Source organism: Streptomyces sp. NPDC051104 (genome assembly GCF_040682835.1).
GTDB classification, from domain to species: Bacteria; Actinomycetota; Actinomycetes; order Streptomycetales; family Streptomycetaceae; genus Streptomyces; species Streptomyces cynarae.
In genome coordinates this window covers 13,482-31,112 of sequence record NZ_JBFBBS010000042.1, presented here as the reverse complement: position 1 = coordinate 31,112, position 17,631 = coordinate 13,482, and the positions used below count along the sequence as shown (strand labels likewise).

Here is a 17,631-nt window from a genome sequence, read left to right as displayed (position 1 = left end):
TCAAGAGTGGCACGTCGGGCTCAGGCACGGATCCGCAGCCCCCGTGGGGTCGCTATGAAGCCCGCTCCTTCCAGGAGGACGCCGAAGGGGGACGACAGGGCCGAGGCTCCGTTGATCCGTTCCACCGTCACGGTGCCGAGGGAACCCGCCCTGGCGGCCGTCCCCAGGGCCTCGGCGGCCATGCGCAGCCGCTCGTCCTCGGTCGGCCCGGCCTCCGGGGCGGAGGGCCAGGCCAGCACGGTCTTGCCGCCCCGCTCCACGTAGAGCGTCAGCTCGCCGTCGACCAGGACCACCAGCGAACCCGCCTTCCGCCCCGGCTTGTGCCCCGCACCCGTCGGCGGCTCGGGCCAGGGGAGCGCCGCGCCGTACGCGTTCGCGGGGTCGGCGGCGGCCAGGACCACGGCCCGGGCCGGCCCGGACGCGCGCGTGCGGTTCGGCGGGAGGCTCCCTCGTCCGTGCTGCCCGTAGGGCGACCGGGAGGCGGGAGCCCCGGAGGAGAAGCCGGACCCCGAGCGGGGGCCTCCGAAGCCCGCGGCGGACAGCGGGTCCTGGGCGGCCGGGCCCATGTCGAAGGCGTCGGCGAAGTCGATGTCGAACGGGTCCTCGGGTCCGTCGCTGCCCGGGCCGGCCGGGCCCGTGTCGGAGGCGAACGGGTCTGTGGAAGCTCCGGCGAAACCGTTCCCCGCGCCGGGTCCCGCTCCGGCGCCCGGCAGCGGTTCGCCCCGCTCGCGGGCGTTCGCCACCGCGCGCAGCCGGTCCACCGCGCCGTCCATCGCGAACTGTGCCGCGCCCAGCCCCTCGACGACATAACCGCGCCGTGCCTGACCGCTCTCCTCGAAGGCGGACAGGACCCGGTACACGGCCGAGAAGCCGCCCTCCACCCCCTCCGCGGCCACCGCCCCCCGGGTCACCACGCCGTGCCGGTCGAGCAGCGTCCGGGCCAGGGCGTGGGCGCGGACGGTGGGGTCGGCCTCGTGGGCGGGCAGCAGGGACCAACGGCCGGCGACGGTCGGCGGACCCGTACGGGACTGGGGCCGGGCGGCGGCCGTCAGTGAGCCGTAGCGCCCGCGCGGGACGGCGCGCTTGGCGCGGTGGGCCGTGGCTCCCGCGGTGCGGCCCGAGCCGAGCAGGGACCGCATCGGCGCCAGCGTGTCGTTCGTGAGCCGCCCGGACCACGCCAGGTCCCAGATCGCGTCGGCGAGTTGGGGCTCGGTGACGTCCGGGTGGGTGGTGGCGCGGACCTGGTCGGCGATCTGCCGGAAGAACAGTCCGTAGCCGCCCGAGAGGGCGTCCAGGATCGACTGGTGCAGGGCGGTCAGCTCCAGGGGGTGCGGGGCGGGCAGCAGCAGGGGGGCGGCGTCCGCCAGGTAGAGGGAGATCCAGCCGTCTTTTCCGGGCAGCGCGCCCGCGCCCGCCCACACCACCTCGCCGGCGGCCGTGAGTTCGTCCAGCATCGCGGGGGTGTAGTTCGCGACGCGGGACGGCAGGACGAGCTTCTCCAGGGCGGACGCGGGCACGGAGGCGCCCTGCAACTGCTCGATGGCGCGCACCAGTCCGTCCACGCCCCGCAGTCCGTGCCCGCTGCCGACGTGCTGCCACTGCGGCAGGAACTGCGCCAGGGCCGGTGCCGGGACCGGCTCGAGCTCGTGCCGCAGCGCCGCCAGCGAACGGCGCCGCAACCTGCGCAGTACCGCCGCGTCGCACCACTCCTGGCCGATGCCCGCCGGATGGAACTCGCCCTGGACGATCCGCCCGGACGCCGCCAGCCGTTGCAGCGCGCCTTCGGTGACAGCGACCCCGAGTCCGAACCGCGTGGCCGCCGTCGCCGATGTGAAGGGACCGTGGGTGCGCGCGTACCGGGCGAGGAGGTCGCCGAGCGGGTCCTTGACCGGCTCGGTGAACGCCTCCGGGACGCCGACGGGCAGCGCCGTGCCGAGCGCGTCGCGGAGCCGGCCCGCGTCCTCGACCGCCGCCCAGTGGTCGGTGCCCGCGATCCGGACCTTGATCGCGCGGCGGGCCGCCGCCAGCTCACGGGCCCACTGCGGGTCGGCCCCGCGCGCCACCAGGTCGGCGTCAGTGAGCGGCCCCAGTACCCGCAGCACGTCCGCGACCCCTTCGACGTCCTTGACGCGCCGATCCTCGGTGAGCCACTGCAGCTCCCGCTCCAGCTCGGTCAGGACCTCCGCGTCGAGCAGCTCCCGCAGCTCCGCCTGGCCCAGCAGCTCCGCCAGCAGCCGGGAGTCCAGCGACAGCGCCGCGGCGCGCCGCTCGGCGAGCGGAGAGTCCCCCTCGTAGAGGAACTGGGCGACGTACCCGAACAGCAGCGAGCGGGCGAACGGTGACGGCTCGGGGGTGGTCACCTCGACGAGCCGCACCTTGCGGGACTCCAGGTCGCCCATCAGCTCGATCAGGCCCGGGACGTCGAAGACGTCCTGCAGGCATTCGCGTACCGCCTCCAGGACGATCGGGAACGAGCCGAACTCGCTCGCCACCTGCAACAGTTGGGCCGCGCGCTGGCGTTGCTGCCACAGGGGGGTGCGCCGGCCCGGGTTGCGGCGCGGCAGCAGCAGCGCGCGGGCCGCGCACTCACGGAACCGGGACGCGAACAGCGCCGAGCCGCCGACCTGGTCGGTGACGATCTGGTCGACCTCGCCCTTGTCGAAGGCGACGTCGGCCGCGCCGACGGGTGCCCGCTCGGCGTCATACTCCGAGCCGGCTTTCATCGGCTCCTGGTCCAGCAGGTCCAGGCCCATCAGGTCGGCGTCCGGCAGGCGCAGCACGATGCCGTCGTCGGCGTGCATGACCTGGGCGTCCATGCCGTAGCGCTCGGACAGGCGGGCGCCCAGCGCGAGCGCCCACGGGGCGTGCACCTGGGCGCCGAAGGGGGAGTGCACCACTACCCGCCAGTCGCCCAGTTCGTCACGGAACCGCTCGACGACGATCGTGCGGTCGTCGGGGAGGTGGCCGCAGGCCTCGCGCTGTTCGTCCAGGTACGACAGCACGTTGTCCGCGGCCCAGGCGTCCAGGCCCGCCGCGAGCAGCCTCAGGCGCGCGTCCTCCTTGGGCATCGAGCCCACCTCGCGGAGGAACGCGCCCACCGCGCGACCCAGTTCCAGCGGGCGGCCCAGCTGGTCGCCCTTCCAGAACGGCAGCCTGCCGGGGACGCCGGGCGCGGGGGAGACGAGGACGCGGTCGCGGGTGATGTCCTCGATGCGCCAGGAGCTGGTGCCGAGGGTGAACACGTCCCCGATCCGGGACTCGTAGACCATCTCCTCGTCCAGCTCGCCGACCCGGCCGCCGCCCTTCTTGGGATCGGCACCGGCGAGGAACACCCCGAACAGCCCGCGGTCCGGGATGGTGCCCCCGGAGGTGACGGCGAGCCGCTGGGCCCCGGGGCGACCGGTGATGGTGCCCGCGACGCGATCCCAGACCACGCGCGGCCGCAGCTCCGCGAACGCGTCGGAGGGGTAGCGGCCCGCGAGCATGTCCAGCACCGCCGTGAACGCCGACTCCGGCAGCGAGGCGAACGGCGCCGCCCGGCGCACCACCGCGAGGAGGTCGTCGAACTGCCAGGTGTCGAGCGACGTCATCGCGACGAGTTGCTGCGCGAGCACGTCCAGCGGGTTCGCCGGAACCTTCAGCGACTCGATCGCGCCCGTGCGCATCCGTTCGGTGACCACGGCCGCCTGTACGAGGTCGCCGCGGTACTTGGGGAAGACCACGCCGGTGGAGACCGCGCCGACCTGGTGTCCCGCCCGGCCCACCCGCTGCAGCCCGGACGCCACGGACGGCGGCGACTCGACCTGGACGACGAGGTCCACCGCGCCCATGTCGATGCCCAGCTCGAGGCTGGAGGTGGCGACCACCGCCGGCAGCAGGCCCGCCTTCAGGTCCTCCTCGACGAGAGCGCGCTGCTCCTTGGAGACCGACCCGTGGTGGGCGCGCGCGAGGACCGGGGGTGCCCCTTGTGCCGCGCCGGAGCCCCCCATCAGCTGGGCGGGCGCGTGGTGCTCCTCCAGCGTCTCGCCCGTCGCCCTCTCGTAGGCGATCTCGTTCAGCCGGTTGCACAGTCGTTCCGCGAGGCGGCGGGAGTTGGCGAACACGATGGTGGAGCGGTGCGCCTGGACCAGGTCGGCGATGCGCTCCTCGACGTGCGGCCAGATGGACGGGCGCTCCGCGCCCCCGGTGCCGTCGGAGACCGGGGAGCCGCCCAGCTCGCCGAGGTCCTCGACGGGCACGACGACCGAGAGGTCGAACTCCTTGCCCGACTCGGGCTGGACGATCTCCACCTTGCGGCGCGGGGAGAGGAAGCGGGCCACCTCGTCCACCGGGCGCACGGTGGCGGACAGGCCGATGCGGCGCGCGGGCTTCGGCAGCAGCTCGTCGAGCCGCTCCAGGGAGAGCGCCAGGTGCGCGCCCCGCTTGGTGCCCGCGACCGCGTGCACCTCGTCCAGGATGACCGTCTCCACGCCCGTCAGTGCGTCGCGGGTGGACGACGTCAGCATCAGGAACAGCGACTCCGGAGTGGTGATCAGGATGTCCGGCGGGCGCGTGGCCAGGGCGCGGCGCTCGGCGGCCGGGGTGTCGCCGGAGCGGATGCCCACCTTCACCTCCGGCTCGGGCAGGCCGAGCCGGACCGACTCCTGGCGGATGCCGGTGAGCGGACTGCGCAGGTTCCGCTCCACGTCGACCGCGAGGGCCTTCAGCGGGGACACGTACAGCACCCGGCAGCGCTTCCTGGGATCGGCGGGCGGCGGGGTGGCCGCCAGCCGGTCCAGCGCGGCGAGGAAGGCGGCCAGCGTCTTGCCGGAGCCGGTCGGGGCCACCACGAGCACGTCCGAGCCCGCGGCGATGGCACGCCACGCCCCGGCCTGGGCCGCGGTGGGCGCGGAGAACGCCCCCGTGAACCAGGCGCGGGTCGCGGGTGAGAAGCCGTCGAGGGCCGGGTGTGCGGAGCTGACCATGGATCCATCCTGCACCCGCCCACTGACAATGCCCGTGACCTGCGGAGACGTACGGCAAGGCGACCCGCCGGGGCTGGGCGGCCATCGTGGGCGGGGCCGAGCGGCCGCGCGGAAGGGGCCGTGGCAGGTGCGGTTCGTGCCCGATGACGGCCAGGATGCCGGAGGTGACGGGCTCGGCGGCCGGCGGCCGGCCGTCCGTGTGCCCCGGGGCCCCACGCGGGCGTGGGGCCGCCCTCCGTCAGCCGATGGGCCGTCCGTACGCCCTGAGGGTGAGCAGCGCGTCGATGGTCACCATGGGACGGGCCTCCAGAGAGGTGCCCGGAGCCCACTGGCACCACCGGACCGGCCAGCCGCCGTCCTCCTGCTGCTCGGCCGCGAGGAAGTCCAGGGCGCGCGCCATCTCCTCGTCGGTGAACCACGCGCGGGCGAGGGAGTCCGGGGTAAGCGCGAAGTCGTACGGGAAGTGGTGCTCGCCCGGTGCGTACCCGGAGGCGACCGGATACGCCCCCGGACGGTCCGGGTCCAGGACCGCGAGCCGCTGTTCGCGCACCAGGTGGCCCAGGCGGTGGGCCGCGGCCTCGGCGCGCGGGCGGTCGGGCGCCGAGTCCAGGAACGCCACGGCCGCCTCGACCTCGTACGGATGCGACTTGTCCAGGGACTCGACCGCCTGCCAGCAGAAGTCGGTGGCCCGGAACATCCACGCGTGCCACACCTCGTTGCGGTGCAGCAGGCCCACCACCGGGCCCGTGGCGAGCAGGTCGCTCGGCGGGTTGTCGGTGATGGGCACGAAGGGGGCGGCCGGATAGCCGCGCTGCACGGGATGCACCGCCGGAAGGGCGCCGTCCGGTGTCGACACGGCGGTCAGGTAGCGGCACACGCGCTCCACCCGCTGGCCGCCGCACCGGCCGATCGAGTCCAGCACCCGCAGGGCGTGCGCGGTGTGCAGGGGCTGGCTGACCGGGCCGCGCAGATCGGGTTCGAGGGCGTGACCGTACCCCTCGTCCTCGTTGCGGTAGGCGGCCAGCGCGGTCTCCACGGGGTCGGCGCCGCCGCCCAGGAAGTGGTACGCGAAACGGCGCTGCTCCAGCACGCGCGCGGTGAGCCACACGAAGTGCTCGGCGCGGGAGAGAGGGGTGCGCGCCGAGGGCGCGGGGAGGAGTGGGGATGCTCCGGTTTCGGCCATGGATCAGACCGTAGGACGGAAAGCGTTCTCGGCAAGCCGTCCCGGCCCGGCCCCACTCTCAGGGGCGGGATACTGGTGTCATGCGGTTGACGGTCTTCTGGCAGCGGATGGCGGATCACTTCGGTGAGGCCTACGCCGACACCTTCGCGCGCGACCACGTGATGGCGGAACTCGGCGGGCGCACCGTGCACCAGGCGCTGGAGGCCGGCTGGGAGGCCAAGGACGTGTGGCGCGCCGTGTGCACGGCCGTGGACGTTCCGCGGGAGAAGCGCTGAAGAAGCGCCGAGATCCACAGGGGTCCCCGGATGCCGCCGGTGTGGGCGAGACTTGCTCCGTGGCCCCGACAGACGAGACCGCACAGGTCCCCCAGCAGGCATCACCGCTCGGCACGACACCACCCCAGCCGCCCCCTTCGGGCGGCGGCGCCGCGCCGGGCGCCCGTATGCCGCGCTGGCTGCCGCGCGCCATGGTGCTCGCCCTCGCGCTCATCGCCGTCTTCCAACTGGGCAGCTGGGCGTTCCACCAGCTCATCGGCCTGCTGATCAACATCCTGATCGCGTTCTTCCTGGCGCTCGCCATCGAGCCCGCGGTCAGCTGGATGGCCGCGCACGGCATGCGCCGGGGGCTGGCCACCTTCCTCGTGTTCCTCGGCCTGGCGATCGCCGTCGCCGGGTTCGTCACGCTGCTCGGCTCCATGCTCGCCGGCCAGATCATCAAGATGGTCGAGGGCTTCCCGGGCTACCTCGACTCGGTGATCAACTGGATCAACACCACGTTCCACACCCACCTCAGACGCGTGGACGTGCAGGACAGCGTGGTCCACTCCGACTGGCTCAGAAAGTACGTCCAGAACAGCGCGACCGGTGTCCTGGACGTCTCCGCCCAGGTCCTGGGCGGCCTCTTCCAGCTGCTGACGATCGGCCTGTTCTCGTTCTACTTCGCCGCCGACGGGCCCAGGCTGCGGCGCGCGCTGTGCTCGGTGCTGCCGCCCGCCCGGCAGGCCGAGGTGCTGCGCGCCTGGGAGATCGCCGTCGACAAGACGGGCGGCTACCTCTACTCGCGCGGCCTGATGGCGCTGATCTCCGGCATCGCGCACTACGTCCTGCTGCAGGCGCTGAGCATTCCGTACGCGCCCGTGCTCGCCGTGTGGGTCGGCCTGGTCTCCCAGTTCATCCCCACCATCGGCACCTATCTCGCGGGTGCCCTGCCGATGCTGATCGCCTTCACCGTGGCCCCCTGGTACGCGCTGTGGGTGCTGATCTTCGTCGTGGTCTACCAGCAGTTCGAGAACTACATGTTGCAGCCCAAGCTGACCGCGCGGTCCGTGGACATCCACCCCGCGGTGGCCTTCGGGTCCGTCATAGCGGGCACCGCCCTCCTCGGCGCGGTGGGCGCGCTGATCGCCATCCCCGCGGTCGCCACGCTGCAGGCCTTCCTGGGGGCGTACGTGAAGCGGTACGACGTCACCGACGACCCCCGCGTCCATGGGCACCGCACGCGCGGCTCGGGCAGTCTCACAGCGCGCGTGCGGCGGCTGTTCGCGCGCTGAGGGCCCCGCTCACCAGGAGAGAGCCGCCCAGATCCCCGCGCCGAGCACGGCGGCCGCGTAGCCGCCGACCGCCGCGTACATGACCCGCTGCCTGGTGGCCTCGCGCCAGGACGTGCGGGACAGCAGCCAGGCCAGCGCGGGCAGCACCAGCACGGCGTGCAGGCTGACCCCGTGCAGCGGCTTGAGCGGCGCCGTGGAGTGGTACGCCGCCTGCTGGTGCCCGGTGCGGGACAGCACGGTCCCGCGCGCGATCATCGCGGCGCCCGAGAGCAGCGCCACGATGAGCATCGCGAACCCGGAGCGCAGCGCGAGCGCCATGCCGAGGGGGCCGCCCGGCCGGTGCCGGAACGCGGCGCCGGCGAACGCCGAGAGCACGACGACGAGGACGGCGCCGCCCAGCGCGAGCGTCATCGCCACCGCCGTGTCGAAGGGTGTCTCGGTGTTGAGGTGCGAGGGTACGCGCCGCCACGCCTGGAGGGTGATCCCGGCGACCTCCACGACGCAGTCGGCGGCGAACACGCCGAGCAGCACCGCGCGGAGCCGCGCCCCGACGCGGAGGTACGACGTCACCCAGGTAACCGCGATCAGCGTCAACCCGAAGGACAGCCCGAACGTGAAGGGCTTGCGCCAGGAGACGGGACCGTCCCAGGGGCCACCGTCGACGAGGAAGACCACCAGGTGCGCCAGACCGGAAACGACCAGGAAGGCGCCGGTCGCATGGCACAGACGCTCCACGGGGCGCATGCCGGTTCCGCGCGCCAGAGCGATCCTCTCGGTTTTCATGGGCCAAGGCTCCCGGGAGCGGCCTCGGCCCGTCGTCCTCCGGCCGAAGGCACCCGCCGTACCCCGCGGGGAGTAGCCCGCACCGGGCCGCTGTCAGCGCGCGACCGTACGCCCGCAGGTCCTTGCCGGTGCGCTTGACACAAAAATCGAACGTCCATTCTTATGGAGGCTCCGGCGGCCTCACGGCGGGGATTTCGACACGGTTTTGACGGAGAAGTACCCGAGTTATCCACAGCCGGACGAGCGTCGGGGCGCATTGTCAGTGGCAGGCGTTAGCGTCTTTGACGTGAAGCGATCGACTCAAGCAAACCGGGTGGAACCCATGGCAGGTACCGACCGCGAGAAGGCCCTCGACGCCGCCCTCGCACAGATTGAACGACAATTCGGCAAGGGCGCGGTCATGCGCATGGGCGAGCGGTCCAAGGAGCCCATCGAGGTCATCCCGACCGGGTCGACCGCGCTCGACGTGGCCCTCGGTGTCGGCGGCCTGCCGCGCGGCCGCGTCGTGGAGATTTACGGACCGGAGTCCTCCGGCAAGACCACGCTGACCCTGCACGCGGTGGCCAACGCCCAGAAGGCCGGCGGTCAGGTCGCCTTCGTGGATGCGGAGCACGCCCTCGACCCCGAGTACGCGCGCAAGCTCGGCGTCGACATCGACAACCTGATCCTGTCCCAGCCGGACAACGGCGAGCAGGCCCTGGAGATCGTGGACATGCTGGTCCGCTCCGGCGCCCTGGACCTCATCGTCATCGACTCCGTCGCCGCGCTCGTCCCGCGCGCGGAGATCGAGGGCGAGATGGGCGACAGCCACGTGGGTCTGCAGGCCCGCCTGATGAGCCAGGCCCTGCGGAAGATCACCAGCGCGCTCAACCAGTCCAAGACGACCGCGATCTTCATCAACCAGCTCCGCGAGAAGATCGGCGTGATGTTCGGCTCCCCGGAGACCACGACCGGTGGCCGCGCGCTGAAGTTCTACGCCTCGGTGCGCATCGACATCCGTCGCATCGAGACCCTGAAGGACGGCACGGAGGCGGTCGGCAACCGCACCCGATGCAAGGTCGTCAAGAACAAGGTCGCGCCGCCCTTCAAGCAGGCCGAGTTCGACATCCTCTACGGCCAGGGCATCAGCCGCGAGGGCGGCCTGATCGACATGGGCGTGGAGCACGGCTTCGTCCGCAAGGCCGGCGCCTGGTACACGTACGAGGGCGACCAGCTCGGCCAGGGCAAGGAGAACGCGCGCAACTTCCTGAAGGACAACCCCGACCTGGCCAACGAGATCGAGAAGAAGATCAAGGAGAAGCTGGGCGTCGGCGTCCGGCCGGAGGAGCCCGCCGCCGAGCCGGGCACGGACGCGGCGAGTGCCGCCGCTCCCGCGGCCGACGACACCGCCAAGGCGGTGCCCGCACCGGCGGCCAAGGCGGCCAAGGCGGCGAAGGCCCCGGCGGCCAAGAGCTAGCCCATGACACGGCGAACCGACTGGGCCGAATACGCCCACCCCGTGTCCCCGCAGCGGCGGGGAAGCGGGAGCGACACGGGGTTCGTCGGGGGCGGTGACGGGGCGTACGACGACGTGCGCGGCGACGCGGACGCGCACGGCGAGGACGCTCCACGCGGCGAGGACGCTCCACGCGGCGAGGACGCTCCACGCGGCGAGGACGCTCCACGCGGCGAGGGCCGCGTGCGCGGCGGACGCGGGCGAGGACGGCGGCGCGGTGGCGGGGAAGCGGCCGACGCCCCACAGGACGGAGGCTCTTCCTTCTCGTCGAGGGCCGGGACGGGGGAGCACCCGGGGGACCCGGTTGAGCAGGCGCGGGCGATCTGCCTGCGTCTGCTCACCGGAACTCCACGCACGCGCAAACAGCTCGCGGACGCCCTGCGCAAGCGGGAGATCCCCGAGGACATCGCGGACGAGGTGCTGTCGCGGTTCGAGGAGGTCGGCCTGATCGACGACAGCGCCTTCGCGGACGCCTGGGTGGAATCCCGGCACCACGGCCGGGGCCTGGCCCGCCGGGCGCTCGCCCAGGAGCTGCGGACGAAGGGCGTGGACTCCGCGCTGATCGACGCGGCGGTGGGACAGCTGGACGCCGAGCAGGAAGAGGCCACCGCGCGCGAGCTCGTCGACCGCAAGCTGCGCGCCACGCGGGGCCTCGACCGTGACAAACGCCTGCGCCGCCTCGCGGGCATGCTCGCCCGCAAGGGTTACTCCGAGGGGATGGCCTTGCGCGTGGTCCGCCAGGCCCTGGCGGAGGAGGGGGAGGACACGGAGGGGCTGGGGGACGAGGGGTTCTGAAGCCGGGGGCGGGGGAGGGGGGCGGGGCGGGGCCCTCCCCGTCACGAAGCCCAAGCCCCAACAAGCCCAGAGCCCCCAACGTCCAACCCCAGCAAAACCCCCTACGACGCCACCGGCAGCCCCGCCGCTCTCCAGGCCTGGAAGCCGCCCACCAGGTCGGTGGCGCGGTGCAGGCCCAGTTGGCGGAGGGATGCGGCGGCCAGGCTGGAGGCGTAGCCCTCGTTGCAGACGACCACGACGCGCAGGTCGTGGCCGGTGGCCTCGGGGAGGCGGTGGCTGCCCTGCGGGTCCAGGCGCCACTCCAGTTCGTTCCGTTCGACGACCAGCGCGCCGGGGATGAGTCCGTCACGCTCCCGCAGTGCGGCGTAGCGGATGTCCACGAGCAGGGCCTCGCCGGCCCGTGCGGCCTCGTGGGCCTCCGCGGGCTCCACCCGGTCCAGGTCCTCGCGGACCCGCTCCAGCAACTCGTCGATGCCCATAGGGCGTTCGGGTGCGGAACTCAATGCCAGTCCTCCGGGCGTTCGACCTGCTCCAGACGCAGCACCTGCCCCGTGCGACTGTAGCGGCGGATCTGCGGCAGGGGCGGGTAGTAGGCGTGCACCGAGACGGCGTGTCGCTCGGTGGACTCGTTGAGCACCTCGTGCACATGATGCCGGCCGAACGAGCGGCCCTTACCGGCCGGCAGCCGCCGCTCGCGGTCGACTCCGTCGGTGAGTTCCAGGGTCTTCCAGCCGTCGGACGGCAGCCGGACCGCGAGGGAGTTCTCCTTGAGTTCGCCCGATGCGGTGACGAAGGCGCCGACGGACTCGGCATGGTCGTGCCAGCCGGTGCCCGTGCCGGGCGGCCAGCCGATCAGCCAGGCCTCGCTGCCGCCGGGGCCCTCCAGCCGTACCCAGGTACGGCCCTCGGGGTCCAGCGGGAGTGAGGCGATCAGCTCCGCGTCGGCGGCCGTACGGCGCGCGAAGTCGAGGAGTTCGGCCTGGGTGGGAGCCTCGGTCCGGGCGGAGTCCGCGGACAGGGGCACAGAAGGGGAGACAGACAAGGGGTACCGTCCTGAGGGTTCGCCGGGGCGCGCGGCGGCAGGGGCACTGCGCGCGGTGAAGGAAGCGAGATCAACAGGACGGGCGACACACGCAGCCCGCATAGCGGACGAGGTCCATATGGACCCTCCGCCACAGGCGCGCATACGTGTCGGTCATGCTCCGGAGTACACCATGGCGGTGCCGACCGGTCAACTCACGGTCACCATGTGGACCTCATGGTGACCGTGCGTTGAGGCAACGGCCTTGCTTCACACGGCGGCACGGCGCCTCAGCGCGCGCTCGCCGTCGCCTGCGTCTTCGCCGGGCCGCCCAGTGCCGCCTCGGCCGCAGCGTACAGATCCGCGGGGCGCACCCCGGCGAGCGCCGTCACGAGATGGCCGTCCGGTCGGATCAGCAGGACGGTGTGGGCGGCGGCGCCCGGGTAGCTCTCGGCGACGAGCAGTTCCGCGGGGTGCGGCAGGGCCGTCACCGCCGCCGCGAGCCGGGGCATGATCCCGGCCGACACCCAGTGCTTGCGCTCCCATACGCCGGTGCCCGGCGCGACCAGCACCACCAGCAGCGATCCGCGGCCGAGCCGGTCCCGCAGCCGTACGAACGCCCCGTCCTCCGCGGTCACCCGCACGTCCACCACCTGCGCTCCGGGCTCCGTGCCCACGACCGCCGTCGACTCGCCGTCCGCTGCCGCCAGCGGGGAGGCGGCGTACGTCCCCGGCGTGCCCAGCGCGCCCCGCCCCAGGTGGCCGTCCGTCAGGAGCGCGTCATGGCCGCGGGCGGACCCGGGTACGTAGGACCGCAGGCCCCCGCCGCCGCGCAGCAGCGGCAGCGACTGGTCGGCGGCGCGCAGCCGGGCCGCGACCGCGGCGCGGCGCTCCGCCTGGTAGCTGTCGAGCAGCGCTTCGTGCGGCCCGTGGTGCCAGACCAGTGCCAGCTTCCAGGCGAGGTTGTCGACGTCCCGCAGGCTCTCGTCGAGGCCCTGTGTGCCGAGCGCTCCGAGCAGGTGCGCGGCATCCCCGGCGAGGAAGACCCGGCCGGCGCGCCAGCGGCGGGCGAGCCGGTGGTGGGCGGTGTGGACGCCGGTGTCCAGCAGGTCGTAGGCGGGGGCGGTGCCCCCGTTCCATCCGGCGAGGGTCTCCCGGATGCGGGCCACCAGCAGTTCGGGCGTGACCAGGTCCTTGCCCGGCGGCAGCAGCCAGTCCAGCCGCCACACCCCGTCGGGCAGGGGCCGTGCCGTGATCTCGCCGCCCGAGGGGCCCGACGTCCGCCACGGCGGCATGCGGTGCAGCAACGCCTCGCCGGCCCACGGCAGTTCGGCGCGCAGGGCGGCGACGGCGTGCCGTTCCACCGCCGTACGGCCGGGGAAGCGGATGTCGAGGAGCTTGCGCACCGTCGAGCGGGGGCCGTCGCAGCCGACCAGGTGGCTGCCGCGCCACCAGGTGCTCCGGGGGCCGCGCGTGTGCGCGGTGACGCCGGAGGGCTCCTGTTCGAGGGCGTCGAGGCGGCTCTCGACGGCGACCTTGACCAGTGGCTGTCCGGCGATGGCGGTGCGCAGGGCTCCGGTCAGCACATGCTGGGCGATGTGCAGCGGTGCCGGCCCTCCGGGGTCCTCCGCCGTGCCCTTGCGGCCCTCGGAGGCCCGCTCGGCCGTGGGGCCGTATCCGCTGCCACGCTCGTGCGCCGTGCCGTCCGGCTCGAAGGCGACCTTCCGGGTCAGTTGCTTGCGCCGCATCGACCGCCACCCGGTGAAGCGCAGCCCCGGCCCGGTGAGCGGCACTCCGGCCAGGCGCTCCATCAGGGCGGCCGTGTCCTCGCGCAGCACGACCGTGCGTGCGGCCCGCTGTTCGTCCTTGCCCGGGCCCTCGTCGAGGACCACGGACGGCACCTCCTGCCGTGCCAGAGCCAACGCGAGCGAGAGCCCGACGGGCCCCGCTCCCACGATGATCACCGGGTCCACGGTGTGGCGCCCCCCGCCCTGCGTGGTGTGTGGGGGAACGTTCGGGAACAGGCAGGTGGAGCGGGGTGCACGATCACACACCGTATGCAACCCATTGCCGCAGCGCCCGTCAAGCCACGAGGGCAGTGGCGTGACGCCACTGCCCTCCGGGTCCCGAGGGATTGAGGAGCCGTCAGGCGGCCGCGCCCGTCGACTCGGCCGCCCCGACCGCCGCCGGCGGCAGCACCGCGCCGGTCGACTTCTTGCCCCGCCGCAGCCGCTTCTCCAGCCAACTCGCGAACGTCGTCAGCGAGAAGTTGATGAGGATGTAGATGACGGCCACGATCGTGAAGCTGGCGATGGTGTTGGCACCGTAGTACGAGCTCATCGGTGACACCGAGGCCAGCAGTTCCGGGAAGGTGAGGACCGCGCCGCCCAGCGCCGTGTCCTTCACGATCACCACCAGTTGGCTGACGATCGCCGGCAGCATCGCGGTGACCGCCTGCGGCAGCAGGATGAAGCGCATCACCTGGTTCTTGCGCAGACCGATCGCCAGGGCGGCCTCGGACTGGCCCTTCGGCAGGGCCAGGATGCCCGCGCGGACGATCTCCGCGAGGACGGAGGCGTTGTAGAGGACGAGGCCGGTGATCACCGCGTACAGCGGACGATCGTCCGAACTGACGTTTGTGTACTGGGCGAACAGGGCGAGGCCGAAGATCATCAGGACGAGTACCGGGATGGCGCGGAAGAACTCCACCACGATCGTGACCGGGATCCGCACCCAGGCGTGGTCCGAGAGCCGTGCGATGCCCAGGACCGCGCCCAGCGGCAGGGAGATGAGCATCGCGAGGGCGGCCGCCTCGAGCGTGTTCTGCAGGCCTGGCCAGATGTACGTCGACCAGGCCTCCGTACCACCGAAGAAGGGCTTCCACTTCTCCCAGTCGAGCTGGCCCTTGTCGTCGAGACTGGTGAACACCCACCACCCCAGCCCGGCCACGGCGAGCAGGAACACCACCGTGTAGACGACGTTGCGCCGTTTGGCCCGGGGGCCCTGGGCGTCGTAGAGGACGGAAGTCATCGCTTCACCGCCACCTTCTTGCCCACCCAGCCGAGGATCAGGCCGGTCGGCAGCGTCAGACACACGAACCCGAAGGCGATCACCGCGGAGATCAGCAGGAGCTGGGCCTCGTTCTCGATCATCTCCTTCATCAGCAGGGCCGCCTCGGTGACGCCGATCGCGGCCGCCACCGTGGTGTTCTTCGTCAGCGCGATCAGGACGTTCGTCAGCGGGCCGACGACCGAGCGGAACGCCTGCGGCAGCACGACGAGCGTGAGCACCTGAGTGAAGTTCAGCCCGAGCGCACGGGCCGCCTCCGCCTGCCCGACGGGCACGGTGTTGATGCCGGACCGCAGCGCCTCGCACACGAACGCCGCCGTGTAGAAGATCAGACCCAGCACGGCGAGCCGGAAGTTGACGACCTTGAAGTCGGTCGCGCCGAGCTGGACCTGCAGGGTCTGGTTGAGACCGAGCGAGGTGAACAGGATGATCACGGTCAGCGGGATGTTCCGCACGGTGTTCACGTAGGCGGCCCCGAAACCGCGCATCAGCGGCACCGGGCCGACCCGCATGGCGGCCAGCACGGTGCCCCAGATCAGGGAGCCGATCGCGGACAGGACGGCGAGCTGCACCGTCGTCCAGAACGCTCCCAGCACGTCGTAGTGATCAAGAAAGTCGAACATGAGGTCCCGCGCTTCCGCGTGTCGGACAGGCCCGGGTGCGCCGTTCCCCCGAGGACGGCGCACCCGCGGAGCCCTGCTTACTGGACGATGTTGCCGATCTTCGGCGCGGGCTCGTACCTGTAGTTCGCGGGACCGAAGTTCTTCTCCACGGCCGTCTTCCACGAGCCGTCCGAGACCATCTTCTCCAGGGCGCTGTTGATCTTCGCCTTGAGGTCGCTGCCCTTCTTGACGCCGATGCCGTAGTTCTCGTTGGTCATCTTGAAGCCGCCGAGCTTGAACTTGCCCTTGAAGGCGGCCTGCGAAGCGTAACCGGCGAGGATCGAGTCATCGGTGGTCAGCGCGTCGACGGCACCGTTCTGCAGGCCCGTCAGACAGGCCGAGTACGTCGGGTACTGCAGCAGGTTGGCCTTCGGGGCGAGCTTGTCGTGGACGTTCTGGGCAGAGGTGGAGCCCGTCACCGAGCACAGCTTCTTGGAGTTCAGGTCCGAGGGCGACTTGATCGAGTTGTCGTCGGCGCGGATCAGCACGTCCTGGTGGGCGAGCAGGTACGGGCCCGCGAAGTCGACCTTCGCCTGACGCTTCGGGGTGATCGAGTACGTGGCGGCGATGAAGTCGACGTCGCCGCGCTGCAGCATGGTCTCGCGGTCCGCGCTCTTCGACTCCTTCCACTCGATCTGGTCGGCGTTGTAGCCGAGCTGCTTGGCGACGTACGTGGCGACGTCCACGTCGAAGCCGGAGTAGCCCTGCGGCGTCTTCTGGCCGAGGCCGGGCTGGTCGTACTTGATACCGATCTTGATCGTCTTGCCGCCGCCGGAGGACGAGCCGCTGTCGCTCTTCTTGTCCGACCCGCAGGCGGTGGCGGCGGTGGCGAGGGCGAGGACGACGGCCGTGGCCGCGGTGACCTTGCGGAGCTTCATGGTGAACATCCTTTGCGTGGTGAAGAGATGCGGACCGGGGACCGGCGCCCGGGAGGCGGGCCGTGCGCGGTGTCGGCGGTGGGACGCTCGGGGTGAGGTGAGCGGACAGAGGACGCGGACGGATGGCGCCCGGCGCGGGGCCTCAGTGGTGCAGGATCTTCGAGAGGAAGTCCTTCGCGCGGTCGCTGCGCGGGGCGCTGAAGAACTGCTCCGGCGTGGCCTCTTCCACGATGCGCCCGTCCGCCATGAAGACCACCCGATTGGCGGCCGAACGGGCGAAGCCCATCTCATGGGTGACCACGACCATGGTCATGCCGTCCCGGGCGAGCTGCTGCATGACCTCCAGGACCTCGTTGATCATCTCGGGGTCCAGGGCCGAGGTCGGCTCGTCGAAGAGGATGACCTTGGGGTCCATCGCCAGCGCGCGGGCGATCGCGACACGCTGCTGCTGGCCGCCGGAGAGCTGCGCGGGGTACTTGTCCGCCTGGGTGGCGACGCCCACCCGGTCGAGCAGCGCGCGCGCCTTCTCCTCGGCCTTCTGCTTGCCGGTTCTGCGGACCTTGATCTGGCCCAGCATCACGTTCTCGAGCACCGTCTTGTGCGCGAAGAGGTTGAAGGACTGGAAGACCATGCCGACGTCGGCGCGCAGCCGGGCCAGCTCCTTGCCCTCCTGGGGCAGCGGCCTGCCGTCGATCAGGATCTCGCCCGCGTCGATGGTCTCCAGACGGTTGATGGTGCGGCACAAGGTGGACTTGCCGGACCCGGAGGGGCCGATGACCACGACGACTTCACCACGCGCGATGGTCAGGTCGATGTCCTGGAGCACGTGCAACGCGCCGAAGTGCTTGTTGACGCTCCTCAGGACGACCAGTTCGTCGGTCGCGGCCACCGAGTCCTTGGCCACCGATACTTCGGTCATGTGCTCACTGGCTCCGTCCTCGCTCGGTTTCGGAGGACAGTAGTGAGGCCGCACGACCTGCGTCATTACATCTGAGGGAGATCTGAGCATCACGATCCGGTAGCGGCCGGACACGGGTCGTAGCGAATCCGGCGGACCGCGTACCGGCTGGGTAACGGAAGCCGCCCGCGACCCGAAGCCTCTTGACGGCGTCCTCGTTCATCGGCGTGACTTCCTTGGTGCACGCGCGCGTGCCCACGCGTTCGGGTGGGTGACGTCATTCCGGTGCGGCGCGGGGGCACCGCCCTCGCGCACGTAGGGAGCGCACAGAGAC

15 protein-coding genes are annotated in these 17,631 nt (G+C 72.1%); 4 read left to right on the top strand and 11 right to left on the bottom strand.

The window, feature by feature from the left end:
- Positions 1-20 precede the first annotated feature (20 nt).
- Both AB0N14_RS33585 and AB0N14_RS33580 read right to left on the bottom strand, forming a co-directional pair.
- Complete coding sequence (locus AB0N14_RS33585) at positions 21-4,964, bottom strand: ATP-dependent helicase (RefSeq protein WP_366029484.1); 4,944 nt, start codon at positions 4,962-4,964, stop codon at positions 21-23.
- Between the two features lie 238 nt (positions 4,965-5,202).
- A complete protein-coding gene (locus AB0N14_RS33580) occupies positions 5,203-6,147 on the bottom strand; it encodes a hypothetical protein (protein WP_366029483.1) in 945 nt (314 codons plus the stop codon).
- An 80-nt stretch (positions 6,148-6,227) separates the two neighbouring features.
- On the opposite strand from AB0N14_RS33580, the gene AB0N14_RS33575 reads away from it, so the two are divergent.
- Both AB0N14_RS33575 and AB0N14_RS33570 read left to right on the top strand, forming a co-directional pair.
- Positions 6,228-6,422, top strand: a complete 195-nt coding sequence (locus AB0N14_RS33575; RefSeq protein WP_366029482.1) for a DUF3046 domain-containing protein — start codon at positions 6,228-6,230, stop codon at positions 6,420-6,422.
- A gap of 59 nt (positions 6,423-6,481) precedes the next feature.
- On the top strand, positions 6,482-7,696 hold the full coding sequence (locus AB0N14_RS33570; RefSeq protein ID WP_366029481.1) for an AI-2E family transporter: 1,215 nt from the start codon (positions 6,482-6,484) through the stop codon (positions 7,694-7,696).
- 9 nt (positions 7,697-7,705) lie between these two features.
- On the opposite strand, the gene AB0N14_RS33565 is transcribed toward AB0N14_RS33570, so the two are convergent.
- On the bottom strand, positions 7,706-8,479 hold the full coding sequence (locus AB0N14_RS33565; protein ID WP_366029480.1) for a hypothetical protein: 774 nt from the start codon (positions 8,477-8,479) through the stop codon (positions 7,706-7,708).
- A gap of 322 nt (positions 8,480-8,801) precedes the next feature.
- Here AB0N14_RS33565 and recA point away from each other — a divergent pair, with 322 nt between their 5' ends.
- Complete coding sequence (gene recA / locus AB0N14_RS33560; RefSeq protein WP_366029479.1) at positions 8,802-9,935, top strand: recombinase RecA; 1,134 nt, start codon at positions 8,802-8,804, stop codon at positions 9,933-9,935.
- A 3-nt stretch (positions 9,936-9,938) separates the two neighbouring features.
- Entirely contained in the window at positions 9,939-10,769 is an 831-nt protein-coding gene (gene recX / locus AB0N14_RS33555; RefSeq protein WP_366029478.1) for a recombination regulator RecX, read from the top strand.
- Positions 10,770-10,870: 101 nt separating this feature from the next.
- Here recX and AB0N14_RS33550 read toward each other — a convergent pair whose 3' ends face one another.
- The 8 genes from AB0N14_RS33550 to AB0N14_RS33515 form a co-directional block, all read right to left on the bottom strand.
- Positions 10,871-11,248, bottom strand: coding sequence for a rhodanese-like domain-containing protein (locus AB0N14_RS33550; protein ID WP_366029498.1), 378 nt, complete (start codon positions 11,246-11,248; stop codon positions 10,871-10,873).
- Between the two features lie 20 nt (positions 11,249-11,268).
- Positions 11,269-11,811 carry a cysteine dioxygenase gene (locus tag AB0N14_RS33545; RefSeq protein ID WP_366029477.1) on the bottom strand — a complete coding sequence of 181 codons (543 nt, stop codon included), beginning with the start codon at positions 11,809-11,811 and terminating at the stop codon, positions 11,269-11,271.
- Between the two features lie 70 nt (positions 11,812-11,881).
- Positions 11,882-11,968, bottom strand: coding sequence for a putative leader peptide (locus AB0N14_RS33540; protein ID WP_315986099.1), 87 nt, complete (start codon positions 11,966-11,968; stop codon positions 11,882-11,884).
- A 112-nt stretch (positions 11,969-12,080) separates the two neighbouring features.
- Positions 12,081-13,763 (bottom strand): FAD-dependent monooxygenase, encoded by a 1,683-nt coding sequence (locus tag AB0N14_RS33535; protein ID WP_366029476.1) that lies wholly within the window; start codon positions 13,761-13,763, stop codon positions 12,081-12,083.
- A gap of 172 nt (positions 13,764-13,935) precedes the next feature.
- Positions 13,936-14,820 carry an amino acid ABC transporter permease gene (locus tag AB0N14_RS33530; protein WP_366029475.1) on the bottom strand — a complete coding sequence of 295 codons (885 nt, stop codon included), beginning with the start codon at positions 14,818-14,820 and terminating at the stop codon, positions 13,936-13,938.
- The gene (locus tag AB0N14_RS33525) at positions 14,817-15,482 is read right to left on the bottom strand and encodes an amino acid ABC transporter permease (RefSeq protein ID WP_366029474.1); all 666 of its coding nucleotides are present in this window, start codon (positions 15,480-15,482) and stop codon (positions 14,817-14,819) included. Before AB0N14_RS33525 ends, AB0N14_RS33530 begins: the two co-directional genes overlap by 4 nt.
- Positions 15,483-15,559: 77 nt before the next feature.
- On the bottom strand, positions 15,560-16,399 hold the full coding sequence (locus AB0N14_RS33520) for a glutamate ABC transporter substrate-binding protein (RefSeq protein WP_366029473.1): 840 nt from the start codon (positions 16,397-16,399) through the stop codon (positions 15,560-15,562).
- A gap of 142 nt (positions 16,400-16,541) precedes the next feature.
- Entirely contained in the window at positions 16,542-17,318 is a 777-nt protein-coding gene (locus AB0N14_RS33515; protein WP_366029472.1) for an amino acid ABC transporter ATP-binding protein, read from the bottom strand.
- Between the last annotated feature and the right edge of the window lie 313 nt (positions 17,319-17,631).